16 protein-coding genes are annotated in these 24,645 nt (G+C 51.4%); 12 read left to right on the top strand and 4 right to left on the bottom strand.

Annotation, left to right across the window (positions count from 1 at the left end):
• Nucleotides 1-19: 19 nt before the first annotated feature.
• The 12 genes from KU854_RS21740 to KU854_RS21685 all read left to right on the top strand — a co-directional run bounded on the left by KU854_RS21740 (nucleotide 20) and on the right by KU854_RS21685 (nucleotide 17,405).
• Nucleotides 20-535, top strand: coding sequence for a formate dehydrogenase subunit gamma (locus KU854_RS21740; RefSeq protein WP_218360419.1), 516 nt, complete (start codon nucleotides 20-22; stop codon nucleotides 533-535).
• Nucleotides 532-2,118, top strand: a complete 1,587-nt coding sequence (locus tag KU854_RS21735) for a formate dehydrogenase beta subunit (RefSeq protein ID WP_218360418.1) — start codon at nucleotides 532-534, stop codon at nucleotides 2,116-2,118. The genes KU854_RS21740 and KU854_RS21735 overlap by 4 nt, the downstream gene beginning before the upstream one ends.
• 24 nt (nucleotides 2,119-2,142) lie before the next feature.
• The gene (gene fdhF / locus KU854_RS21730) at nucleotides 2,143-5,013 is read left to right on the top strand and encodes a formate dehydrogenase subunit alpha (RefSeq protein WP_218360417.1); all 2,871 of its coding nucleotides are present in this window, start codon (nucleotides 2,143-2,145) and stop codon (nucleotides 5,011-5,013) included.
• An 11-nt stretch (nucleotides 5,014-5,024) separates the two neighbouring features.
• Nucleotides 5,025-5,258 (top strand): formate dehydrogenase subunit delta, encoded by a 234-nt coding sequence (locus KU854_RS21725; RefSeq protein WP_054780592.1) that lies wholly within the window; start codon nucleotides 5,025-5,027, stop codon nucleotides 5,256-5,258.
• A 280-nt stretch (nucleotides 5,259-5,538) separates the two neighbouring features.
• Nucleotides 5,539-6,153 (top strand): DUF1449 domain-containing protein, encoded by a 615-nt coding sequence (locus KU854_RS21720; RefSeq protein WP_218360416.1) that lies wholly within the window; start codon nucleotides 5,539-5,541, stop codon nucleotides 6,151-6,153.
• A 23-nt stretch (nucleotides 6,154-6,176) separates the two neighbouring features.
• Nucleotides 6,177-8,264 (top strand): flotillin family protein, encoded by a 2,088-nt coding sequence (locus KU854_RS21715; RefSeq protein ID WP_218360415.1) that lies wholly within the window; start codon nucleotides 6,177-6,179, stop codon nucleotides 8,262-8,264.
• 63 nt (nucleotides 8,265-8,327) lie between these two features.
• Complete coding sequence (locus KU854_RS21710; RefSeq protein ID WP_218360414.1) at nucleotides 8,328-13,193, top strand: DNA repair ATPase; 4,866 nt, start codon at nucleotides 8,328-8,330, stop codon at nucleotides 13,191-13,193.
• Nucleotides 13,193-13,903, top strand: coding sequence for a phospholipase D-like domain-containing protein (locus KU854_RS21705; protein WP_218360413.1), 711 nt, complete (start codon nucleotides 13,193-13,195; stop codon nucleotides 13,901-13,903). Before KU854_RS21710 ends, KU854_RS21705 begins: the two co-directional genes overlap by 1 nt.
• A gap of 9 nt (nucleotides 13,904-13,912) precedes the next feature.
• The gene (locus KU854_RS21700; RefSeq protein ID WP_218360412.1) at nucleotides 13,913-14,977 is read left to right on the top strand and encodes a toxic anion resistance protein; all 1,065 of its coding nucleotides are present in this window, start codon (nucleotides 13,913-13,915) and stop codon (nucleotides 14,975-14,977) included.
• A gap of 125 nt (nucleotides 14,978-15,102) precedes the next feature.
• A complete protein-coding gene (locus tag KU854_RS21695) occupies nucleotides 15,103-15,222 on the top strand; it encodes a carbon starvation induced protein CsiD (protein ID WP_218360411.1) in 120 nt (39 codons plus the stop codon).
• Nucleotides 15,223-15,290: 68 nt separating this feature from the next.
• The gene (lhgO, locus tag KU854_RS21690; RefSeq protein WP_218360410.1) at nucleotides 15,291-16,541 is read left to right on the top strand and encodes an L-2-hydroxyglutarate oxidase; all 1,251 of its coding nucleotides are present in this window, start codon (nucleotides 15,291-15,293) and stop codon (nucleotides 16,539-16,541) included.
• Nucleotides 16,542-16,796: 255 nt separating this feature from the next.
• Complete coding sequence (locus KU854_RS21685; RefSeq protein WP_218360409.1) at nucleotides 16,797-17,405, top strand: sugar O-acetyltransferase; 609 nt, start codon at nucleotides 16,797-16,799, stop codon at nucleotides 17,403-17,405.
• Nucleotides 17,406-17,501: 96 nt separating this feature from the next.
• On the opposite strand, the gene KU854_RS21680 is transcribed toward KU854_RS21685, so the two are convergent.
• The 4 genes from KU854_RS21680 to katG form a co-directional block, all read right to left on the bottom strand.
• Nucleotides 17,502-18,506, bottom strand: a complete 1,005-nt coding sequence (locus KU854_RS21680; RefSeq protein ID WP_218360408.1) for a sensor domain-containing diguanylate cyclase — start codon at nucleotides 18,504-18,506, stop codon at nucleotides 17,502-17,504.
• A gap of 257 nt (nucleotides 18,507-18,763) precedes the next feature.
• Entirely contained in the window at nucleotides 18,764-21,292 is a 2,529-nt protein-coding gene (locus KU854_RS21675) for a hypothetical protein (RefSeq protein ID WP_218360407.1), read from the bottom strand.
• Nucleotides 21,293-21,506: 214 nt separating this feature from the next.
• Nucleotides 21,507-22,079, bottom strand: a complete 573-nt coding sequence (gene gfa, locus KU854_RS21670) for an S-(hydroxymethyl)glutathione synthase (protein ID WP_218360406.1) — start codon at nucleotides 22,077-22,079, stop codon at nucleotides 21,507-21,509.
• A 271-nt stretch (nucleotides 22,080-22,350) separates the two neighbouring features.
• The gene (gene katG / locus KU854_RS21665) at nucleotides 22,351-24,558 is read right to left on the bottom strand and encodes a catalase/peroxidase HPI (protein WP_218360405.1); all 2,208 of its coding nucleotides are present in this window, start codon (nucleotides 24,556-24,558) and stop codon (nucleotides 22,351-22,353) included.
• Between the last annotated feature and the right edge of the window lie 87 nt (nucleotides 24,559-24,645).

Here is a 24,645-nt window from a genome sequence, read left to right as displayed (position 1 = left end):
CTCGCAGCAAGGAATGCCAATGGAAAACGCAACGCAACGCAGTGTGTTGACGGAGGAGGAGCGCGCGGTAGTCACGGAAGCCTTGAACGCGCTTAAAGCAAAACCCGGCGCACTGTTGCCTGTGCTGCATTTTATTCAGCGCAAGCTCAGTTATGTCCCACCTGCCGCCGTGAGCCTTATCGCTCAGGGGCTGAATCTCTCCAATGCGGATGTGCATGGCGTGATCAGCTTTTATCATGAGTTTCGCCATCAAGCTCCGGGCGGCCATGTTATCCAGATTTGCCGCGCCGAGTCGTGCCAGTCAATGGGGTCACGCGCGCTGGAAAAACACGCCTGCTCCCGTTTGGGCATTGGCTTTCATGAAACCACCAAAGACAACAACTTCACGCTGGAACCTGTTTATTGCCTCGGTAATTGCATGTACTCACCCTGTGTCCGGGTGGGGGATGAGATCTATGGCGAGATGAATGATGAAGAGTTCGACAATCTGGTTAATTCGCTGCTGACGCAGGTGATAGAGGTAAAAGCGCCATGAGTTATCGTATTTATGTACCGCTGGACTCCTCTGCTGTTTCTCGGGGAGCGGATAAAGTCGTCAAACACCTTGAGCAAAGCGCCGTCTCCTGCGGCGAAGAGATCACTATTGTTCGCAACGGCTCCCATGGCCTGTTTTGGCTCGAGCCTATGGTGGAGGTGGAATCTGCACAGGGGCGTATCGCCTTCGGCCCCGTGTTCGAAGATGACGTAGATTCGCTGCTTGCACTTCGTTTCTTTGCCCCGGATGAAGAAGGAAGTGTTGCGACGGAGCATCCGCTCTGTTTGGGATTGACCAAAGAAATTGATTGGCTTAAGCGTCAGCAGCGCCTGACGTTTGAGCGTGTAGGCTATGTCGACCCGCTGGATGTGGAAGACTACCGCAGCAAAGGTGGCTTTATCGGGCTGAACAAAGCCCTGAATATGCCGCAACAGATGATCCTGGACGAAGTGAAAGCGTCCGGTCTCCGTGGTCGTGGTGGTGCGGCTTTTCCTACCGGCATCAAATGGCAAACCGTTGCGGATCAGCCCCCTGGGCAAAAATACGTGATTTGTAATGCCGATGAAGGGGATTCCGGCACTTTTGCTGACCGCATGTTAATGGAAGGCGACCCATTCACACTGATTGAAGGCATGATCATTTGCGCGCTGGCGGTGGGCGCCACGCAAGGCTATGTCTATACCCGCTCTGAATACCCCAATGCCTGCAAGATCTTTACTCAGGCCATTGAAAATGCCTACAAAGCCGGTTACCTCGGCGACAACATTTGTGGCAGCCGTAAGTCCTTCCACCTTGAACTCCGTATGGGAGCCGGCGCTTACATCTGTGGCGAGGAAACGTCCTTGATGGAAAGTCTGGAAGGCAAGCGGGGATTGGTACGAAACAAGCCACCACTGCCGGCGATTGAGGGGTTATTCGGCAAACCGACCGTCATCAATAATGTGATTTCACTGGCTTCTGTGCCCATCATCCTTGCCAAAGGCGCGGACTATTACCGTGATTTCGGTCAGGGACGCTCACTTGGCACCTTGCCTATCCAACTGGCAGGCAACATACAGCGCCCCGGTCTGTTTGAGCTGGCGTTTGGCGTGACTGTCCGCGAGTTACTTTATGACTTTGGTGGCGGTAGCCGTACCGGAAGGCCGCTGAAAGCGGTGCAAATTGGTGGCCCGCTAGCCGCCTACTTGCCCGAGCAGGAATGGGACACTGATCTGGATTACGAGCATCTGGCGTCGCGCGGCGCAATGCTCGGACACGGTGGCATGGTGGCGTTTGATGATCAAACCGATATGAGCCAGATGGCACGCTTTGCCATGGAGTTTTGTGAGATTGAGTCGTGCGGTAAATGCACGCCGTGTCGGATTGGGTCAGTGCGCGGTGTGGAAGTGATTGATCGCCTGACGGCCTCTGAAGGCGAGGCCAAAGAGGCTAACCATGCATTGCTGGTGGATTTGTGCGACACCATGGAGCTTGGCTCGTTGTGCGCCATGGGCGGAATGACGCCTGCACCGGTGAAAAGTGCGTTGAAATACTTCGCGGCAGATTTCGGACTGAACGACGGATCTGTTGATTCGGATAAATGACGGAACCCCGTCAAGGAGAGAGCAATGGTTGAGTTTTATATTCCCATTGAGCAGGACAGCAAAGATTTTGGCACCCCGGCAGTAACCGGGGAAAACCTTAAGCAAGTGACCCTATCCATTGACGGCTGGCCGGTGACAGCACCGGAAGGCACGTCAGTGATGCATGCTGCTTCCATGCTGAATATTCAAATCCCCAAGCTGTGTGCAACGGACTCGCTGGAAGCATTTGGGTCATGCCGCATGTGTGTGGTTGAAATTGAAGGCATGCGCGGAAAACCTGCCGCTTGCACCACGCCGATTGCAGAGGGCATGGTGGTCACCACCCAGAACGAAGCGTTAAGAAAGTTACGACGTAACGTAATGGAGCTATATATTTCTGACCACCCGCTGGATTGCCTCACCTGCGCCGTGAATGGCGACTGTGAATTGCAAGATATGGCGGGTGCTGTTGGGCTCCGCGATGTGCGTTATGGCTTTGAAGGCAACAACCACCTAGGCGCAGACAAAGATAGCTCCAACCCTTACTTCACCTTCGATACCAGCAAATGCATTGTCTGCTCACGATGTGTGCGGGCGTGTGAAGAAATTCAGGGACAGCATGCGTTGACGGTGCAGTCCCGCGGTTTCGAGTCACGCATTGTCGCCGGTGATACCGACTTTATGTCCTCAGAGTGCGTCTCCTGTGGTGCCTGTGTTCAGGCGTGTCCAACCGCTGCGCTGACTGAAAACAGCGTGATTGAATACGGCACACCCAGCCATTACCGTATTACAACTTGCGCCTATTGCGGCGTGGGCTGTTCGTTCCGTGCAGAAATGCGCGGTGATCAGTTGATCCGCATGGTGCCGAACAAAGACGGTAAAGCAAACCAAGGGCACTCCTGTGTTAAAGGTCGTTTTGCGTTTGGGTATGCCACTCACAAAGACAGGGTTATCGACCCGATGATCCGTGATTCGATTGATGAACCCTGGCGTAAAGTGAGCTGGGATGAAGCTATCGCCTTTGCCGCACAAAAGCTGAAAGGGATTGGGGAAAAATACGGTGCCAATGCGCTTGGTGGTATTACTTCGTCCCGCTGCACCAATGAAGAAACCTATCTGGTGCAAAAACTGGTTCGCGCAGGGTTTGGCACCAATAACGTGGATACCTGTGCGCGGGTTTGCCACTCACCGACTGGCTATGGGCTGAAAACCACGCTGGGAGAATCGGCGGGCACCCAGACGTTTGAGTCGGTGCAAAAAGCCGATGTGGTGATAGTGATTGGTGCCAATCCCACCGATGGTCACCCCGTGTTTGCGTCACAGCTGAAACGGCGCTTACGCAATGGCGCAAAGCTGATTGTGATTGACCCGCGTGAAATAGATATCGTCAATGCGCCCCATGTACGAGCGCAATATCACCTCCAGCTTCGCCCCGGCACCAATGTGGCGGTGTTGAATGCGCTGGCGCATGTCATCATCAATGAAGGGCTGGAAGACTCCGCATTTATTGAAGAACGCTGCGACACTGGCGCGTACAAAAAATGGCGCGAATTTATTGCTGAATCCCATCATTCACCTGAGACAATGGAGGGGGCGACAGGTGTGCCTGCTTTGATTATCCGCGAAGCAGCGCGGCTTTATGCCAAAGCGGGAAATGGCGCAATTTACTACGGCTTAGGTGTCACCGAACACAGCCAGGGCAGTTCATCGGTCATGGCGATTGCCAACCTTGCTATGGCGACTGGCAATATCGGACGCGAAGGGGTTGGGGTGAATCCGCTCCGCGGGCAGAACAATGTCCAGGGCAGTTGCGATATGGGTTCTTTCCCTCACGAACTGCCCGGCTACCGCCATGTGTCAGACCCTGAAGTGCGGGCACTGTTTGAAGGGGAATGGGGCGTGCCGATTGATAACGAGCCGGGGCTTCGCATTCCCAATATGTTTGATGCAGCGATTGCTGGCCGTTTCAAAGGGCTGTATGTGCAGGGTGAAGACATTGCGCAATCTGACCCTAATACCCAGCATGTTGAAGTAGCCCTTTCTGCCTTGGAGTGTTTGGTGGTTCAGGACATTTTCCTCAATGAAACCGCCAAGTTCGCCCATGTGTTCCTGCCGGGTGCGACTTTCCTTGAGAAAGACGGCACGTTTACCAACGCTGAACGGCGCATATCGCCTGTGCGTAAAGTGATGGCACCGCTTTCAGGCAAAGCCGACTGGGAAGGCACTATGGCACTTTCCAATGCCCTTGGCTTTGAGATGAACTACAGCCACCCATCAGAGATCATGGATGAAATCGCAAGGCTGACGCCAACCTTCCATGGCGTGAGTTACGAAAAGCTCGATCGGCTCGGCTCTATCCAGTGGCCGTGTAATGACGAGGCACCTGAAGGTACGCCAACCATGCACATCGGTAGCTTTGTGAAGGGCAAAGGCAGCTTTGTGGTGACTGAATATGTGGCGACAGAAGAGAAAGTCAATAAACGCTTCCCGCTGCTGCTGACAACCGGACGTATCCTTACCCAATACAACGTCGGTGCCCAGACGCGGCGTACAGACAATACCCATTGGCATAAAGAGGACGTACTTGAAATTCACCCTCTTGATGCAGAAGACCGCGGTATTACCGATGGTACGCCGGTGCGGGTGGCCAGCCGGGCGGGGGAAGTGACTCTGCCTGCTAAAATCAGCAACCGCATGCAACCGGGCGTCGTTTACACCACCTTCCACCACCCAGTATCTGGCACCAATGTGGTGACGACAGAGAACTCTGACTGGGCGACCAACTGTCCTGAATACAAAGTCACGGCGGTGCAGGTTAAAGTCGCTGTAGAACCGGCGAACTGGCAGACCCGGTTCCGCGAGTTTGATGAACAGCAACAGGCGTATCTGTCTGCTGCGATGCAAGACAACGAGTAAAAGGAGCAGTAATGGACGGAGAATCGCATCGTAATCAGCGGCTGTATGCCATGGCTAACCAAATTGCTGACAACCTGGTGCACGGCCGAAGTGAGGATGAAACAGTGGAAGAAGTGGCTTCCCACATTCGCCGTTTCTGGTCACTCGAAATGAAAGAGAGTCTGTTTGCGGCGCTGGGTGGAGGGGAGTTAAACCCCATTGCTGAACAGGCAGCGGGTGTGCTCGCTGATGAGTACCAAGATTAATGGGAATTTTGGGGGGCAGGAATAAACTGCCCCTCTTCTTCGTTATTCGGAATGACCGCTAATATCTAATAATTAAAGCAATTGCTAATATTCTTTCATTTTTACGTCAATCTTTGCTGTATCAATAAATAAACACGTGCAATAACGTTGAATTTACAGTGAAAGATATTTGAAGTGACTCCTATAAGTCAGTGTGAGTTATTTATAGTTAGGGGGCTTGGGTTAGTCTGTCTCTAATTATATTGGGCTTCGAAGTGCCCTACACACAGAAGTAAGCAGTATGGCATTAGGTGAATTTTTTGAAGCGTTAATGGCGTTTCCAACAAACGTTTTCTTTTTTCCTTTCATTTTATTTTTACTTATCTTGTTGTTAGACCTCATTTTCAACGTGGTTGAGGGGCTGACAGCAGATCTTGATATTTTGGAGTTTGATGATATTCCGGGTTCCGGTCTTCTCTTGCCGCCCGTGCTCTCCAAAGTCCCGCTTATGATGGCGCTGAGTGTCTCTTTCTTCTGCGCGACTGTCATATCGTTTTACCTTACAGATTTCCTGCAATCTTGGGTTCAAGGAACGGTGCTGTTAATCCTCAACGTGGTTTCTATTCCCATTGTTGCGTACATCGCCCTTGCTATTTCTGCTTGGGTGTTAAAGCCTCTTACCCCGCTGTTCGACAAGAAAAAAGCATTCGCAGAAATGGATTTCATTGGTCTGAAAGGACGCGTGCACAGCAGTATCGTGACCCCGGAGAGAGGGGAAGTGATGGTGTTGCACAAAGGCAGTGAATTCTTGCTCGACGCCATTAATCAGGACGATACCCCCATCAATTACGGCGATGAGATCATCATCGTCTACAAAGACAAAGCGGCGAACCGCTACGTCGTCGCCAAAAAATAAAGGATTTTGATCAGGAGATGAAAATGGAAATTTCACCAAGCTTGATATTTATTGGTGTAGCAGTAGGTGTGTTCCTGCTGCTGCTTGTTTTTATTACGTCACGGTATAAAAAAGTCCGTGGTGAAGGTGATGCACTAATTGTGAACGGCCTTCATCGAACCCGTGCTTCCCTAACCGGCACTTTTGTCTGGCCGGTGGTGAATCAGTTTGAATATATGGATATCACCCGTAAGAAAATCTCTGTGATCCGTAGCGGTCGCAAAGATCAGGAAGGGGAAGAATACGAAGGCCTGCATTGTCGCGATAATATCCGCGCTGACCTGAAAGTCGATTTTTATATTGGCGTCAACCATGAAGAAGACGACATTATCCGCGTGGCTAAACTGTTTACTGCCCACGAAGCGTCAAACCTTGAGCGCCTGAAAGAACACTTCCAGCCTAAATTCTCTGAAGCTCTGAAAACCGCGGTTAAACAGTTTGAATTTGAAGAGTTGCTGACCAACCGCCGTACTTTCCGTGATGCAGTGGTTGATGTGATTGGCAGTGAAATGGATGGCTTCAAAATCTATGACGTGGTTATCGATAAAGTCGACCAGACTGCGTTGGATGCACACAGCCCAGATAACATCCTCGATGTAGAGGGGATCCGTAAGATCTCTGCGATCACCGCGCAGAAAAACACTGAAACGAATGCCATCCGTCAGGATGAACGTACCACCATTAAAAAGAAAAATGTTGAGGCCGAGGCAAACCGCCTGCAACTCGATAAGCAGGAAAAAGAAAGCATTGCCCGAACTCAGCGTGAAATTGACATCATCAACGCGCAGGAAGAAGCGCTGGCCGCAGAAAAGCGCGAGGAATACCAACGCATTACGCAACTGGCTAAGCTGGAAACCGAAGAGGAAGTGGCCAAGAAGCGTGAAAGCGTGGAAATGGAAGTGGAAATGACGCGCATTGCCAACCAGCGTCAGGTCGCTATCCAACAAGAAGAGTTAAACCGCTCAGTGGAAACGGAAAAAGTCCGCACGGCGACAGAAGTCGCTGAGCGCGAAATGCAGAAAGAAACCACCGTCGAAGAAGCACTCAAGTCAGTGTCTGAGACCCGCTCACAGCGCGTGGAGATCGAACGTAAGATCGCCCGTGAAGAAGAGGAAACTGAAAACCTGCGTGTCAACGAACGTGTGGCACGTGAAAAGCGCGTCAAACTGGTTGAAGCAGAAGCGGCGGCAGAAGCCGCGCAACTGGAACTGCTGGTGGCTGCCCGTGCAGAGAAAGAAGCAGCGAAAGAGCGTGCAGAACGCTTGCTGATTGAAAACGATGCAGAACTGAAAGTCAGAACCCGCGATGCTGAAAATGCACTGGCAGTGAAGACCCGCGAAGCGGAAGCGGAACAAATCGTCACAACGAAACGTGCTGAAGCAGAATACGTAGCCAAAGAGCGTGAAGCAGCGGCGAAAGAGCGCATGGCGCAGGCTGAGCGTGAGCAAATCAGCGCGACGGGCTTTGCAGAAGTGGAAGTTGAACGCGAACGTGCCCAGGCGATTAAAGAAACTGGTGAAGCGCAGGCATTCGCTCTGCAAAGCGCCGGTGAAGCCGAAGCGCAGGCACTGCGTGCCAAAGGTCTGGCGGAAGCTGAAGCGCAAACTGCGCGCTTTGAAGCTGCGCAGCAATACGATGAACACACCCGCGAGCACGACAAGTGGGTGATGCAGCTGCAACAAGTCAAAGAGCTGGAAATGGCGCGTATTGACGCTCAGAAAACCGTGGTCAGTGAAAATGCGAAAGCCCTGGCTGAAGCGCTGTCTAAAGCCGATATCCGCCTGTTTGGTGGCGAAGGTATGGAGCAGCTTCGCCATACGATTATGTCTGCCGCAGCCGTTGATGCGAAGTTCGAACAGTCGAAAGTACTCAACCCTCTGGTTGCCGAATATGTTGATGGCAAGCGCAGCCTGCCGGAAGATTTGAAAGAGATCCTGGAAAAAACAGATCTGAAAAGTGGTGATTTGAGCAATGTCGCGTTAGCCAGCTTGCTAAACGCACAGGGCGGTGCGACGGAAGTGCTGAAACACCTGCAAGGTGCACTGCAACCATCGCCAAAAGATACGCCATAACCTTTTCATCTCCGTTCACAATGTCCCGCTTCGCTCGAAGCGGGATTTGCTGCAGGAATTCGCATGTCTGAGTCGACACAAAAAGCGGTGAGTGAAGGTGGCGCCTATGAGGTACTGAAATCCCGCCTTTCCCATCAGGGCAACCAGTTAAAGTCGCTTTCGCAAACCTTCAACCAGCAAAGACAGTCAGTGTTTGGCGGTCAGGATCTCAAACTGATTGGCAAAGTAAATGTACAGACTGATGCCAAATGTATTCCCATAGACATGGCGCAGGTCAATCAGTTGCTTTTGTTTGGCTACCAGGTACAGGTAGGAATGAAAGCGTCCCCATCACTGGATGATGTTTTTGGGCTTTATCAACTGCACGAAAATGAGGGAACCTTCCGGGTAGAGCCTCTGCCGGTAGAATCCAGCTTCCTCGGCGACAGCCGTTTTGTCCACGAGTTTACCGAACTTTTTACGTATTACCGCGACGCGAAGTTGTCGCAAATCTCCCGTCAGGAGAGCATTCTCTACATCGCTTTCCGCATTGGTAGCCGTCCCGAAGATCGTAAAGTGTTCCGCTTCCAGCTCAGTGGGAATTCAGCCGAGTATCTGGATTCTTATGGGCATGCGCCCCTTGAAAGTGCGATTCAGCACGACGTTGACTGGGTATCGACCACACGTGACGATCATGTGTTGGGTGAACATCCCCACGTCTCTATACGAGACAAGTTATTTGTAGAGTGTGTGGGCGGCGATTTGACCATCAAAGTGGAGGACAACACCTCCGAAGGTAAGGGGATATACCGTGAGGATGTCGAAGATCCACACCAAAGCGTGGCGGATGCGCAAATTGACTATGCCTTTGTCGGCGAATTAATCCTGCTGCGGGTCAAACCGCACCGCGAAAAAAACAGCCGCTACTTTATCTACAACCCCTTGAACCAGTCTGTTACCCGGGCAGATGCCATTAGGCAAAGTGCGAAGGCACTGCCCGAAGACCATGGTGTTCTGTTTGCCAACGGTTATGTACTGGCAAATGGCGAAAGCAAACAGTTTGATTTTCCTGCCAGTGACCTTAAGTTTTTCCAGAAAATAGCGTCCCCAAACGGCGAAGACATTCTGTATGTCTTTTTCAATGCCCTCGCAGGCTACTACATTACTTACAGCTACAACCTTATAGAAAAACGCTTTGCAGCACCAATGGAAAGCCATGGATACAGTCTCTATCCCGATGGTCGCTTTCTGGTTTTTCAGCTGTCAGAGAACACGGAGGCGTCGACCATTCATCCGCTGCGGATTTGGGATACGCCGTTTGCGACGCCTGAACATTACGCGGCAATCAACGCCCAGTCCGATGGCGGTAGCCCTTTGTTTAATCTGGGTAACGCTGAATTGGTCCGGGCTTTGTCTTCTGTGTTGTCGATTTGCCAGTTGGCACAAACGGAAGAAGTCACACAGGCTGCGTTTGAGATGTTGTTGAAACAGTGTCAGACCACGCTGGATCACTACACCTGGTTATCCCACGACTATGCCTTGGGTATCGCGTCTGCCATTACCGAGTTGATGGGGACGGCAGACAAAATTATCGATGAGTTTGCCAAAGTCCAGCTTTTGCAGACTCATGCAGCTCAAAGCATTGAAGAGCAACAAAACCTTGTTGCGACACTGGTTGGCAAAGTAAAACTGGCGCCGAAAGATCAGGCAGCTACTTTGCTTAGCCTGTTGGCTGAAGTTAAAAGTCAGGTTGGCGCGGTGATGGCGCTGCGCCAGCAGCACTATATTGATGAATCCCGTGTTGACCAGTTACAGGCGGATTTACAGACGCAACGGGACAGCCTGAACGTACAGTTGCTGGCGTTATTACAGGAAGAAAAAGCCTACACGCCTTTTAAGCAGCAAATCCAGACCATTGAACAAACACTGGAAAGCGTAGAAAAAACGGCCGATATCCAAAACCTGCAACAGCAGGTGGAAACTCTGAGAAGTGAACTTCAGCTGGTGACAGAAGAAGTTACCGATATTGAAACGGATGACCCGACGCAGGCGACCCGCATATTGGATATGACGACAGAAGTGTCGTCGATGCTAAATACTGTGTCGGCCAAGCTGCGTGCCAAATCCCAGGGGCTTCAGAGTGAAGAAGCGCAAGCGGAATTCAGTGCCCAGTTTAAGCTGCTTAGCCAATCAGTCAGCAGTGCGATGGAGCAAGCCACAACGCCAGATGAATGCGACAACCAGTTGGCCAAACTGGTGGGGCAACTGGATAAGCTGGAATCTCGCTTTGCAGACTTTGACCAGTTCCTTGCAGAAATTTATGCCAAGCGTGATGAGATCCAATCCACATTAGATAACCACAAACAGCAACTTAAAGCTGCCCAGCAGCGCCGGGTGCAAAACCTCCTTCAGGCTGCCAATGTCACCATGGCAAGCATTGAAAAGCGGGTTGAGCGGTTTGATGATGTCGCCGGGCTAAATAGCTACTTTGCAACCGATGCGATGGTGCTCAAATTGCACCAGCTTTCCCAAACCATCCGGGATTTGGGAGACAGCGTAAAGGCCGATAGCGTCGATGCCAAACTGAAATCTCTTCAGGATCAGTCACTTCGTTCACTTCGCGACAATCAGGATATTTTTGAACAAGGCGGTAAGGTGTTGCGCCTGGGTAAGCACAGGTTTAGCGTGAACCAGCAGTCCCTTGATTTAAGCCTTGTCGAGCACAGCGGCGACTTATCGCTCCATATATCGGGTACGGATTTCTACCAGCCTGTTGAAGACGAGGCATTTCTTGCTCTTCAGTCTTTGTCCCGTCTTGATGTTGCTTCAGAAAGCCAGCAAGTCTACCGCGGCGAATACCTTGCTTATCTGGTGCTCTATTACGCTGAAAAGCGCCAGCATGGCTTGGATCTCGAGGCTCTCTATCACGCGCGTACCGACGCGACCCTAAAAGACATGGTGCAGAAATTTGCAGCCCCTCGCTATAAAGAGGGGTATGTGAAAGGTATCCATGACAATGATGCCACGCAGATTTTGGAAAAGGTGCTGCCGATATACCAGCAAGCTGGCTTGTTGCGTTTCAGCCAGTCTGCACGCGCGGCGGCATTGCTCTGGTTGCTGGCGCAGGAAGAGGCCGAGGCCGAGCTTGAGCGTTTGAAACAACTGGCGGTGAATGCCCAGTTATTGAAAGCGCATCTGAACTCTTCAGACGCCTATCAACAGCTTCAACAGCAACTCGCTGAGCAGTTAGGCGGTGAGCATTCAACGGAAGCCGCCAGCTATCTGGTTAACCTGCTGGGCAAGGATTCATCGTTGGTTGAAGTGAGCCAGGATGCGCTGGAACTATGTGAAGATTACCTCCAGTTCCGTCGCAGCCTTGGCTGGCGTTCAAATGGAACAGATCTGGACGCAGCGTTTTCTGACCATCGTCAATGGCTTGCGGCATACACCGCACAAAAAGACAAAGGGAGTGCGTTTGTCTCGGAAGCGGCAGTCGTGGCGGTAGTAAAAACCCTCTCCGATATGAAGCTTGCAAGCGTCGATTTCTCGCTGGTTGCCAAGGTCGATGGTTTGTTGGGCGAGCATGATGCCCTTGAAAAAGGCCAACTGACACTGGTGCTGGATGACTTTATCCAGCGCAATGAACATCACCGCAGTGTGGTTGTACCCCAATACGAAGCTTACCTGAAGCAGCGCTCTGACATGTTGGCTTCTGCCAAAGATGATTTCCGTTTGAGCGAATTCAAACCGCGTCCATTGACTTCGTTTGTGCGCAATAAACTGATCAGCGAAAGCTACTTGCCACTGATCGGGGATAACTTTGCCAAACAAATGGGGACGCTGGGCGATAAAAAACGTACCGATCTGATGGGGATGCTGTTGCTTATCTCGCCACCGGGTTACGGTAAAACTACCTTGATTGAATATGTCGCCCATAAACTCGGCTTGGTGTTTATGAAGATCAATGGCCCGTCCATCGGCCATCAGGCGACGTCGCTAGACCCCGCTGATGCCCCAGACCAAAACGCTGCGCGTGAAATTGAGAAAATCAATCTGGCTTTTGAGATGGGCAATAACGTATTGCTCTACCTCGATGATATTCAGCACACCCATCCAGAGTTCCTGCAGAAATTTATTTCGCTGTGTGACGGTACCCGCCGTATAGAGGGAACCTGGAAAGGGAAAACCAAAACCTATGACATGCGCGGTAAAAAGTTTGCGGTGGTAATGGCGGGGAACCCCTACACCGAGAGTGGTGAGGCATTCCGCATTCCGGACATGCTGGCAAACCGTGCGGATATCTACAACCTGGGTGACATGTTGTCTGATCAGAAGCAGGCGTTTGAACTCAGCTTTGTGGAAAACTCCCTGACATCCAACAGCGTACTGGCACCGCTGGCGACCCGTGACCTGAATGATCTCTACCGCTTCGTGCGGATGGCAGACGGCGAGAGTATTGCCCTCAGTGAGATGAGTCATGCCTATTCCGCTACTGAATCCAACGAGATTGTCACGACGCTGCAAAAACTGATCGCAGCGCAGCAGGTCGTGCTGAAGGTGAATCAGCAATACATCCGCTCCGCAGCCACGGCTGACCAGTATCGTGTCGAGCCGCCATTCAAGCTTCAGGGTTCTTACCGGAACATGAATAAGCTGGCAGAGAAAATCTCCGCTGTGATGACGGACAATGAACTGAATACCTTGCTTCAGGATCACTATCAGGGCGAAGCACAAACCCTTGCAGCAGGCACAGAAGAAAACCTGCTGAAACTAGCCGAGCTTCGCGGTGATATGACGGCGGAACAAAGCGCGCGGTGGGAGACCATCAAAGAGGGTTATCAGCGACAGCAGTTGATGGGGGATTCGGAAGACAGGGCTGGTCAGGTGGTGCAACAACTCGCGATGCTCAATCAACATATTTCGCGTTTTAGCCAGCAAGGAGACAGCTGATGGATCGGCAAAAATGGATATTATGGCTGGAAAGCTCTCTGGAAGACGGCCGGTTGGATGACACTGAACGACGCGAATTCCAGTCCGAGTTGGCGGAATCCGTGCTCAGTGAGGAAGACCGCGCATTTTTACGCAACTACAGCTTCAAACTGGTACAGCGTGCTTTGGCAAATCAGGGAGATGCTGGTGCATTGTTACGCTGGTTAGAGCGTGTCATCAAAGTGTTGGATAACGTCATCTCTTCCAACAAGGCTGATGTCGCAACCAGTTGGTTTTCTCCCGGCAGAGCATGCGCCGCGGGGATCACCGAACAACTGAAGCTAGCCAGAAACACGATCGATATCTGTGTGTTCACCATTGCCGATGACAACCTGACAAAACAGATACTTGATGCGCACAAAAGGGGCGTTTCGGTGCGGATCGTAACAGATAACGATAAGCTTAATGATGCGGGCAGTGATATCGACTATCTGGCGCAACAGGGCGTACCGGTCAAAATTGATACGACGCCTTACCATATGCACCATAAGTTTGCGATATTTGATGGTGGTAGGTTAATCAATGGCAGCTTCAACTGGACAAGAAGCGCATCAAAAAACAATCAGGAAGATATCACGCTGACGGATGACAGCAGGTTTGTTTCTGCGTTTTCAAAACAATTTGAGCTGCTATGGCAGAAGTTTCCCTGCCATGCACCTCCACAGAGATAGGGAGATCCAATGACTGACATGACGAATCCTCACAACCAGGTTCAGAGCCAGGATGTTACGCCAGAGGTTGTTGAAATCGCAGAACGCTTTGATCCGTTTGATACCGTGGCCACTATCACTTTTGGTAAAGATGCACTGGAAAAAATCACCGCTTTTTCTGATCAGGTACTTGACCAGATCCGGGTGCGTGACAGCGGTGAAGCAGGCGATATCTTGCATGCCATGGTGTCTTCGATGGACAGCGCAGAGTTTGACAGTTTAGGGCAGGGGAGTTTCCTGTCCAAACTTCCCCTGATCGGCGAGATGTTTGACTCATTCAAAAAATTCTCAGCCAGTTTCGATTCGGTCAAAGGCCAATTGGAACAACTTTCAGACCGTCTTGAAGCGCAGGAAGTCAAGCTGGCTCATGATATCAACCAGCTCGATACCCTTTACGACCATAACCTTGATTTATTGGGTGGATTGGAGCGCTACATTGCAGCAGGTAAATACAAACTCAACGAGTTGAACCAGAAAGTCCTGCCCTCGCTGCTGGCGCAATCAGAACAAAGTGGCGATGCCCTTGACGCCCAGAAGTACCGTGATGCTACGCAAGCCGTTGCTCGATTGGAAAAGCGGGTACACAACCTTGAGCTGACACGCCTCGCAGCCATCCAGACCGCACCACAGATCCGCCTTTCCCAGGAAGGGAACAAAATGCTGATGGAAGATATTCAGGATATCGTTCACAACACTTTCCCGCTCTGGAAGCGCCAGTTCCTGATCGCTATTTCCAACTACGAGAAAGAAAAGGCGCTGAAAGTCACCCGTGCAGTGAAGGATTACACCAACAAGCAATATGTTCAGAATGCAGAAAAGCTGAAAGCACTGGAGGAGCAGATCGCTGAAAACTACCAGCGCGGCATTTTGGATCTTGAATCGTTGGAAACGGTGAACAAGCTAACCATTGAAACCCTGAACAATACGTTGTCCCGCGTGAAAGAAGGCAGGGCACAACGTGAACAGGCACAGAAAGTGATCGAAAAAGCGGAAAATGAGCTGAAGCAGGCGTTGCAACAAACACTGGAAAGCTAGCGATTCAATATACCGCCCGCAAACAGCGGGCGGTTGCTATTTTGCCCTTCAATCCCAAATCCTCCTGAACGCCGTATCATTTGCCTATTACTATCAAGTTGCCTCAGCAGTAGGCGCACCATCGCATGGAATTGAACAACGATGACGCCAATGTGAACGAGTGCACTGACTTTGTCCTTATGACCAAAATGGACGAAAAAAACATGGAAATGGGTGACTCTTTGCTGCTACACATTGATGAGTAGAATGATTTCCGTTTTGATAGCTCGCCGCAGGACGTGGCGAGTTTCTTCATCACTATGGAGTGAGAGTTTTGAGTAAGGTTTACGACTATGTGATTGTCGGTGGCGGGATTGTAGGCATCTCGACTGCGTGGCAACTGAAGCAGCAGTTTCCAGAGAAAACAGTGTTAGTCCTCGAAAAGGAAGCGGGATTATCAACCCACCAGACCGGTCACAATAGCGGCGTTATCCATGCCGGTGTCTACTACGCTCCTGGCAGTCTGAAGGCGAAGTTCTGTAAAGCGGGGCTGGAAGCAACCATCGCATTCTGTAAGAAGCACGATATTGAAGTGGAAAACTGCGGCAAGCTGCTGGTGGCGACTAACCCTGTGGAACTTGAACGCATGGAAGCCCTGCTCCAGCGGTGCGCTGAAAATGGCATCGATGTTAAACGGCTAAGCCAGCAGGAACTGAAAGAGACGGAACCCAATATTGTCGGTATAGGGGCGTTGTTGGTACACACAACCAGCATTGTTAATTACCGCAAAGTCACCGAAAAAATGGCGGAAGAATTCACCGCATTGGGTGGCGAAATCTCGATGAAAACCTGTGTGACGGCATTGAGCGAAAATGAGGATGCTGTCACCGCCACCTGTCTTGGTGATGGCTTGGAATATCAGGTTTCCGCGAAATTCTTGATCACTTGCTCAGGGTTAATGGCAGACCGCACAACCAAAATGTTGGGGATCAAAACGGATTTTCAAATTATTCCTTATCGTGGCGAGTACTACCGCCTGCCTGAGAAATACAACAAGATTGTTAATCACCTCATTTATCCAATTCCGGATCCCGAGCTTCCGTTTCTTGGTGTCCACCTTACCCGGATGATTGACGGCTCGGTAACCGTCGGGCCCAATGCTGTACAGGGCTGGAAGCGTGAAGGGTATGGAAAATACAATTTCAGTTTCACAGACACGGTAGAAATGTTGCGTTTTTCCGGATTTTGGAAAGTCACTCGAAAACACCTGAAAAGTGGGTTGCGTGAGACTCTGAACTCCTGGTGGAAGCCGGGATACCTCAAGCAAGTGAACAAATACTGCCCCAAAATCAAATTGGAAGACCTGCAACCGTATCCCGCTGGTATTCGAGCCCAAGCAGTTTTGAAGGACGGTACACTGGTTCACGACTTCTTGTTTGCAGACAGTCCCCGTAGCCTTCACGTTTGCAATGCGCCTTCACCGGCAGCAACATCCGCCATGCCTATCGGAAAATACATCTGCCAGAAAGTGATGGAAAAACAAGGTGTGGTTTCTGCAAAGGCGAAAGCTTACGTTGAGGTTTAGCTCGAATAACCCACCTACCAACATCGTTATTGAACGCGCTCGTGGTGATGGTTATGCCGTCACCCGATTCTTTTCTCCTTCCTATACCCTGATACCCACTCGCCAGCGTTGGATATGATCCGCAAAGTGTGCAGGAACGCACACATAAAACACTATCATTCAGTCAGTTAGATTTGATAGCGTGCACAATACTGTATGGCGCTTGAATGCGCCGGTAATCCCTTCAGACTAGGTTCAGCCAGCCCGGAACTCACTATGACAGCGAAAGACCTTTTACACAGCCAGCAAGTTTATTTCTGCACCGATGAGGCCGTTGCGCTTGAACAGCAACAGTGCCTGGATAAGCTCTATGACTTCAATCACACCCGCCCAACAGAAGTGGCGCGTCGCCAGGAACTGATGACTGAGCTTTTCGCCGAAGTAGGAGAGAACTGTTATATTGAGCCACCGCTGCATGCGAACTGGGCAAAGCACACTCACCTTGGCAAGAATGTTTATGCCAACTTCAACCTGACCCTGGTTGACGATACCCATATCTATATCGGTGATCATGTGATGATTGGGCCCAACGTGACGCTTGCCACAGCAGGTCATCCTGTTGATCCGGAATATCGCCGCAAAGTTGCCCAATTCAATATCCCTATCCACATTGAGAATAACGTTTGGATTGGTGCAAACTCCGTTGTTCTGCCGGGCATCACTATTGGCGAAAACAGTGTGATTGGCGCAGGTAGCGTGGTCACCAAAGACATTCCCGCCAATGTCGTGGCGGTCGGCAACCCTTGTAAGGTTCTTCGCCCTATCGGGGATCACGATAAAGAATTCTATTTTAAAAACCGCCGGTTTGAAGAGGGAAGTGTCTAGGGTCTGTCTGACTTTGTTCTGTATGGAATTACGCATCCCAATGCTGATTGATGGTCTTGTCCTAAAGGCAAATCCGGTGTTGGGAATGGGTGGGGCTTACCCTACCTGTTTGTTCGGCTCATTGTCCTGATAGATTTCATAGCAGTTACGGCCAGATTGCTTGGCGCGGTACATTGCCATGTCTGCTTGCTGCAACAGGTTGTCGAAGTTACCCACAGCGGTCGATACGCCGATGCTGACGGTCAGCACACTATGGGGTGAGCCTTTGTGCTCTATGTTTTCGTCTTCAATCTGTTGTTTGATTTGCTGCGCGATATGGATTGCCCCTTCAAGTTGGGTGCCGGGAAGCAGAACAACAAATTCTTCGCCACCGTATCTGGCGACCAGATCGGTGCCGCGGTTCAGTGCCTGTCGAATGTTGCATGCCACACGCGCCAGGGCTTTATCACCTTCCAGGTGTCCGTAGCTGTCGTTGTAGCGCTTGAAGTGATCGACATCGACCATCAGCATGGAGATAGGGGTGTTTTCCCTTTTCGCGCGGGAAATCTCACGCTCAAGCGCTTCCTGGTATGCGCGCCGATTCGGGATATTCAGCAGGGAATCGAGATAGCTAAGCTGTTTTAGCCGGGTATTGGCGATGTTGAGTTGCTCAATATTTTCACGTTTTTGGGTGATGTCCAGGTGCGTGCCAATCATACGTTTGGGTACACCTTCGCTTTCCCATTCGATGACCTGTCCGGTATCTAACACCCAAATCCAGTGCCCGTCTTTGTGCTTCATACGGGATTCAAAAATGTAGTAGTCGCTTTTTCCCGCCCAATGCTCTTTCAGTAAACGTTCTGACTCCACCAGATCGTCGGGGTGAGCATAGTCCAGCCAAGTCTGAATACTGACCGGGGAAAGTTCGTCAAGGGTATAGCCGATGATGTTAGCCCAGCGCTCGTTGAAGATGGTTTCGCCTGTTTGGACATACCAGTCCCAAATACCAACACCCGTACTTTTGATCACCAGTTCGAGCTGAGTCTGTTTGTCAGTCAGCGTGTTGACCTGCGCACGTAGCGCTGTCACTTCTTTTTCTAGCGCGGTTTTTGTGTCTTTCATGGCTAACCATCTCTACGGCACGTTTACTTCAAGTTTCCCACTGACAAATTGTTGTTTTTATTAACAATGGAAGCCGCTGTCGGAGGGCAGATCCACGTCTTCTTAGTAACTGTAGCTGGTGAATGGAATTTTGGCTCACATATGAGACACAAATCGTAAGGACTACGCTTGAAATCCAAGTGATGTTTGAGCGCTGTCGGCATTTTGCACCGCATACATACCCAAAGTGTATGCGGTGCATGGCATGGGTCTGCCGTTCAGATCGATGAATCCGCGGCGGCGGTTTCCACTTTTACTTTGAAGTAGTGGAGTTGGTTTGCAGTGCTGGAAAAATTCAGCGCTTTGGTGTCGGTATTGAGCAGTGGAATTTCAATATAGAACTTTCCTGCTCCGGATGCATTTTTCCAGAGCCTAACCCTTGCGGGCATGACCAGCAATGATGCGGGAAGTTTTGGCGCTGGCGTGCCCGGTGTTTTCTTCACTTCGTCAAATAGATAATTGGCAGAAACACTGAGCAGGCCCATATCAATGTCTTCAAAGGCATTGCTGAGTAAGGGTATGTCGACAGAGGCGGTGAATACACTTCCCGGTTGAATGCTGACCCCCTTCATGTTCTGTACGTGGGTACCAAAATACAGCGTTTCGACCTTGTGTTGCCCGGCGATACCGAAAGCGTCGGCGGTGAGCGTCACGTTCTTTCCAGCACCCGGCAGGTTCTTGTCCTTGGCGGAGAACACCACATTCCATCCATGGGGTAGATGGTTTTTAATTGGCGTTATTTCATAAACCCAGGGGCGGAATAAAAACGTCCGGATTCCGGAAAATAGCCCCTGCAATTCTCCCGGCCCGCCCGGTTTGGCCTGGACATCCCCGGCTGCGCGTTCATGTTCGTCATAAGGCGTCAGGTGAAGATGGGCAATGGACGGTGGCCGGACATTGACCAGCGAACCAAAGGTATCTGGCCTTGGATGGGTATAATGGTTGCCGCTTAGGCCGCTGTATATGTTGCTGTCGGGATTGGTGGGGGAGGGCGTTTCCCAGAACAGACGCGCCTTGCAGTAGGTTACACGGCGGGAATCTGTAGGTGTACTGGTGATCACAATGTCGTTCTGGCGCGAATCGGCGGTAAACACAACGAGGCTTGTCCAGCGCAGCGGGTTCCAGTCTGCGCGGTCTTTCAGCGCAGAGGTGCCGAAGGGGTCAATGTTGTGGCTGTCAAAATGGTTTTCCATGCTGCCGGTTTGCATGGCGTTGGCACTGGCACCCATATAGAGCGACCCGCCACGGTTGCCGTAACAGTCAAAGTTACCCAGATCGTTGGAAGAGGCCACATATGTCCACTTGCGGTGTACTTCCAGCACACCTTGCTGCGTCGGCCAGCGGTTGTTGTCCGGCGCATAGCGGCTGGCGAGAACAGGATCGGAAAGGTAAAGTCCCCAGCCATCATTGTTCACCGAGGCGCAGCCGATAAAACTGTTGTGCATGTAGTCTTCATAGCCACCGGGAAAATACCAGCCATCCAGCCCATTTTCCCGTGCCATCAGGTCGATATGGGTGTTATAGGCACCGTCGATGCCGACAAAGCCATTCCAGGGCATTTCCTCCACCACGATATTCATAAATTCGTTGTAGGAGGCGCGGGCGTTAGCATAGAAGTTTTCCGGTAGGAAGGGCGTCATCTGGGAAAGCAGGGTGCAATGGGCGATCAGATGGTAAAACGAGACTTCAACCGATTTTGTGGAATCAGGCAGACCACCGGGTACAACGACGGTAGTGGTGGTATCAGAATAGGCAAAAGGAAGATGGTAAACCCGCGTTTCGCCCTGTGGTAGTGGACGGCTGGTGGTTTGCCTGTCTGCAGCGTTGATGCCGACCAGTTTGCCATCAAGCTGCTTGCCTGCGTTAGCATAGCGGGCGACTTCTTTTCCGTTACCGTCGAAAGCCCGCACCCAACGCACCAAAGGTACGTCAATGGTGTCATCCAGCAACACCTCTTTTGAATCGCTGTAGCTGCCACGGGCTGGCACTTTTATCTCACTGTCACCATGGCCGTTATCCAGTTTGAAGGACTTGAGTCCAGACCAGACCTGCGGCTCACCGAAGCGTTTTTGTGGCATTCTGTTGGCTTGGCCTGCCCAGTATTGCGCGGTATTGGGCTGGGCATTGCCCGCGACATCCGGCTCCGGTGGTGTGTGACCCAACATCATCCCATTCCCACCATCACCAGGATCTTTCAGGCAGCCGCTGATGGCGAAATCGAATACCCGGCTGGATCCACATTGGGTGTGGATGCCATCGTTATGGGTGCCGCCAATCGGACACAGAGCAGTAGGATGGGTTGTGACCCCTCTAAATGCAGGCTGCAGCGCTTTACGCCGGACATAGCAACCTTGCCCTCGGAATGTGCCCGCACCGGTTGGGATCAACAGATTGCCCACGATCGGGAAATACCCCTTACCCATCACGACGTGAAAATCATACCGTTCATTAACCGGGGTAACGGGATTGCCATTGATATCGCGAAGCCGCAGCGCTTGCTCCAGTTTTATCTGGTTGCGCTGTGCCATGGCGATGACGCCCTGACGGTCGTTTTTCCATTTTGCTTTGGCTTGATCCGGTGAAAATCCGATGGATTCAAGCTCAAGGGTGACTTCCCCGGTTTCGAGGAAGCTGAGAAGCCAGCGGTAGAGAAGCTGCATCAGGCGTGAAAACGCATCGGCAGTGAGGCGGAATGGGGCAGAAACGATGCGCCACGTCTCTGGGTAGCGTTGGCGAAATTGACACATTGATTGCACTCTTTTCCATACATGTTCCAGCAACTGTATGTGACTGCGGAGCAAGTGTTTGTCTGATTATCGTGACAATCGGTGTGTGTAAAGACTTACTATGCATAGTGGCTTAGGCATAGCTAAAAAGGAGAAAAGAGTGGGAAAGCCGGGTAGGGATGAAAAAAGCCGGTACGAATACCGGCAATCAGTCACTAGTAGAGGGTGTTGCTCTTTAGCCGCCCGCTTTACGTTGGTTGTAAATATGGGTGGCAATGGCGTCCATCAATGGCGGTGACAGACAGTCGTAAGGAGGTAGTCCAAGCTCTTCGAGTCTTGCCCGTATGGCATCCATGTTATCCGGTGGGGTACCGGTTTCGATAATGGACGACACAAAGGCGGCAAACTCCGGTGGAGACCAGCCTGATTCGCTTGAAAGCTCAGTATGAATAAAGTCGAGTCCGTAAAATGGGTGGTTACTGTCTTCTATGCGACCATACATGTGTACGCCACAATCCCGACAGGCATGACGCTGGATGGCTGCACTTTCGTCGACAATAGATAGCTTGTCCGCATTTTGTTCTACAGAAAGCTTATCCCTGGCGACAACTGCCACTTGAGAAAAGATGGCATCGGCAGGTTTCCAGCATTTAGAGCAGCCGCAAACGTGATTGTGCGCGGTTTGGGCAGACACGCTGACCACAACCGGATTGGAAGAGCATTTACAGGTCAGTTTTCCGCCTGAAAACCCGTCTACACTGGTGGTTTGTACACCATGGTCGACGGCGGGATGAATCGAAATAGTCATAGGAAATACCTTGGCAATGAGATTCTTAATTCCTGTCCACATTGGTTGACCTCTGTTTCTTTGGAAGTTGCACAACGGCAGGTTAGGCAGCCTAGCACAACGCTTTAAGACTAATCCTCATTGAGAACCTGAGTACCTGTGCTTTTGCAAAACACTGTTGTAATGGAGCAAGGCGTAGGGCAACACGCTGAACAGGGGAAGGTTTCCGGATGAAAGACGAAAAAAAAAAGCACCGCACAGGGCGGTGCAAAACGCTTGTTGCGCTAATGGATTAGTTGAGATCAAATCGGTCGTTGTTCATGACTTTGGTCCAGGCGACCACAAAGTCGTTGATGAACTTCTCTTCTGCATTGTCAGTGGCGTAAACCTCTGCAATTGCCCGAAGCTCAGCGTTGGATCCAAAAATCAGATCCACCGGTGTTGCTGTCCACTTTTGGTCTCCTGATGCACGGTCATAGCCGACATACAAACCGGGGTTATTCTCGGCGGGTGCCCAAACCGTAGACATATCCAGCAGATTCACAAAGAAGTCATTGCTCAGCGTACCGGGATTGTCGGTAAACACCCCGTTGGAAGAGCCGTCACTGTTGGCATTCAATGCACGCATACCACCAATCAAAGCTGTCATTTCCGGCACGGTCAGGGTCAGCAAGTCCGAACGTTCAACCAGCATTTCTGTCGGCGAGCGGTAGTTACGTTCAGGATCGTAATAGTTCCTGAACGCATCGGCTGTTGGTTCCAACACAGCAAACGAAGCCACATCTGTCATGTCCTGCGTTGCATCAGTACGACCCGGGGCAAACGGGATGTCCACCTCGTAACCGGCAGCTTCCGCTGCTTTTTCGATGCCGGCATTGCCCGCGAGAACAATCACATCAGCAAGGGAAACTTTGGGCCCGTTGGAATCTTCATTGAATTGCTGCTGAACTTGCGTCAGTGCTTTCAATGCTTTTTCCAGTTGCGCTGGGTTGTTTACTGCCCAATCGCTTTGTGGCTGCAGTGCAACCCGTGCGCCGTTGGCACCACCACGCATATCTGTGCCGCGGTAGCTGGCTGCAGATGCCCAGGCGGTTTTCACCAGTTCAGGCACGCTCAAGCCGGTTTCCAGAATGGCAGCTTTTAGCTGGTCTTCCTGTTGGGCATTGATAAGCGGTTGGGTCGCAGGTGGTACAGGGTCTTGCCAGATGAGCACTTCGTCCGGCACTTCGTTTCCGATATAGCGGGCACGTGGACCCAAATCGCGGTGGTTAAGTTTAAACCAAGCCTTGGCGAAGGCGAGTTCAAACGCTTCCGGATTTTGGCGAAAACTTTCTGCAATCGCGCGGAACTTGGGATCCTCTTTTATCGCGATGTCCGTGGTGAACATGATTGGCGCATGGCGCTTGGTTGGGTCATGGGCATCCGGCACCAGTTGCTGAGCGGCGGGGTTATCCGGAATCCACTGCTTGGCGCCAGCTGGGCTGGTGGTAAGTTTCCAGTTGTAATTGAAAAGGTTGTCGAGATAGTTGGTCGTCCACTGTGTTGGGGTGACGGTCCAAGCACCTTCCAGACCACTGGTGATCGCATCCTTACCAGAGCCATCGCCGCAGCGGTTTTTCCAGCCGAAGCCTTGCTCTTCAATGGCCGCGCCAGCCGGCGCATCACCCAGACACTCTTCCGGTTTGTGCGCGCCATGCGCTTTACCAAAGGTGTGTCCGCCAGCGATCAGGGCAACGATCTCCTCGTCATTCATTGCCATGCGGCCGAATGACATTCGGATATCTTTAGCCGCAGCCAGCGGGTCTGGCACGCCACCCGGGCCTTCAGGGTTGACGTAGATAAGGCCCATTTGGACGGCGGCAAGCCCCTCTTTCAGGTTACCGTTTTCATCACGGCGCTCGTCTGCCAGCATCTCTTCTTCTGGTCCCCAGTAAACCAGATCCGGCTCCCAGTCGTCTTCACGTCCACCGGCAAAGCCAAATGTCTTGAAGCCCATGTTTTCCAGCGCAACGTTACCGGTCAGCGCCATCAAATCGCCCCAGGAAATTGCCGCGCCGTATTTCTGTTTCACAGGCCAAAGAAGACGGCGTGCTTTGTCGAGGTTACCGTTATCCGGCCAGCTGTTAAGCGGGTCAAAGCGTTGCTGGCCTCCGCCGGCACCTCCGCGACCATCGTGAATACGGTATGTCCCCGCTGCGTGCCACGCCATACGGATGAAGAAGGGACCATAGTTGCCAAAGTCAGCAGGCCACCATGGTTGTGACGTCGTTAATACGGTGTCGATGTCTTTTTTTACCGCATCGAGGTCAAGGGCTTCGAAAGCGGCAGTGTAATCGAAATCCTCACCGTAAGGGTTGGACTGTGGACCATGATCACGCAGTGGTGCGAGATTAAGTTGATCAGGCCACCAGAATTGATTGGTTCGGGTTTCCATCGCCATTGTCGGGGCGGAAAGCAACGCACCTGTTAGTGCGAGTGATAATAATGATCGTTTAAACATGTGTACCTCCTTTTATCGTTTTATCCAGCCATCTGCTTTTCTGGATTTTTATTATTTTCATGAAGCGCTGTTTCATGAATTAATAAA

Origin of the sequence: Enterovibrio paralichthyis (genome assembly GCF_019209835.1) — a bacterium.
GTDB lineage: Bacteria > Pseudomonadota > Gammaproteobacteria > Enterobacterales > Vibrionaceae > Enterovibrio > Enterovibrio paralichthyis.
The sequence above is the reverse complement of the archived record's forward strand: the minus strand, read 5'-3'. Positions and strand labels throughout refer to the sequence as shown.

Coding starts and splice junctions, on each gene's coding strand:
- katG (WP_218360405.1), bottom strand. CDS start 24,558: ATGTTTAAACGATCATTATTATCACTCGCACTAACAGGTGCGTTGCTT.
- KU854_RS21695 (WP_218360411.1), top strand. CDS start 15,103: ATGGAATTGAACAACGATGACGCCAATGTGAACGAGTGCACTGACTTT.
- KU854_RS21715 (WP_218360415.1), top strand. CDS start 6,177: ATGGAAATTTCACCAAGCTTGATATTTATTGGTGTAGCAGTAGGTGTG.
- KU854_RS21725 (WP_054780592.1), top strand. CDS start 5,025: ATGGACGGAGAATCGCATCGTAATCAGCGGCTGTATGCCATGGCTAAC.
- KU854_RS21710 (WP_218360414.1), top strand. CDS start 8,328: ATGTCTGAGTCGACACAAAAAGCGGTGAGTGAAGGTGGCGCCTATGAG.
- KU854_RS21705 (WP_218360413.1), top strand. CDS start 13,193: ATGGATCGGCAAAAATGGATATTATGGCTGGAAAGCTCTCTGGAAGAC.
- KU854_RS21680 (WP_218360408.1), bottom strand. CDS start 18,506: ATGAAAGACACAAAAACCGCGCTAGAAAAAGAAGTGACAGCGCTACGT.
- KU854_RS21740 (WP_218360419.1), top strand. CDS start 20: ATGGAAAACGCAACGCAACGCAGTGTGTTGACGGAGGAGGAGCGCGCG.
- gfa (WP_218360406.1), bottom strand. CDS start 22,079: ATGACTATTTCGATTCATCCCGCCGTCGACCATGGTGTACAAACCACC.
- KU854_RS21735 (WP_218360418.1), top strand. CDS start 532: ATGAGTTATCGTATTTATGTACCGCTGGACTCCTCTGCTGTTTCTCGG.
- KU854_RS21700 (WP_218360412.1), top strand. CDS start 13,913: ATGACTGACATGACGAATCCTCACAACCAGGTTCAGAGCCAGGATGTT.
- KU854_RS21675 (WP_218360407.1), bottom strand. CDS start 21,292: ATGTGTCAATTTCGCCAACGCTACCCAGAGACGTGGCGCATCGTTTCT.
- KU854_RS21685 (WP_218360409.1), top strand. CDS start 16,797: ATGACAGCGAAAGACCTTTTACACAGCCAGCAAGTTTATTTCTGCACC.
- KU854_RS21720 (WP_218360416.1), top strand. CDS start 5,539: ATGGCATTAGGTGAATTTTTTGAAGCGTTAATGGCGTTTCCAACAAAC.
- fdhF (WP_218360417.1), top strand. CDS start 2,143: ATGGTTGAGTTTTATATTCCCATTGAGCAGGACAGCAAAGATTTTGGC.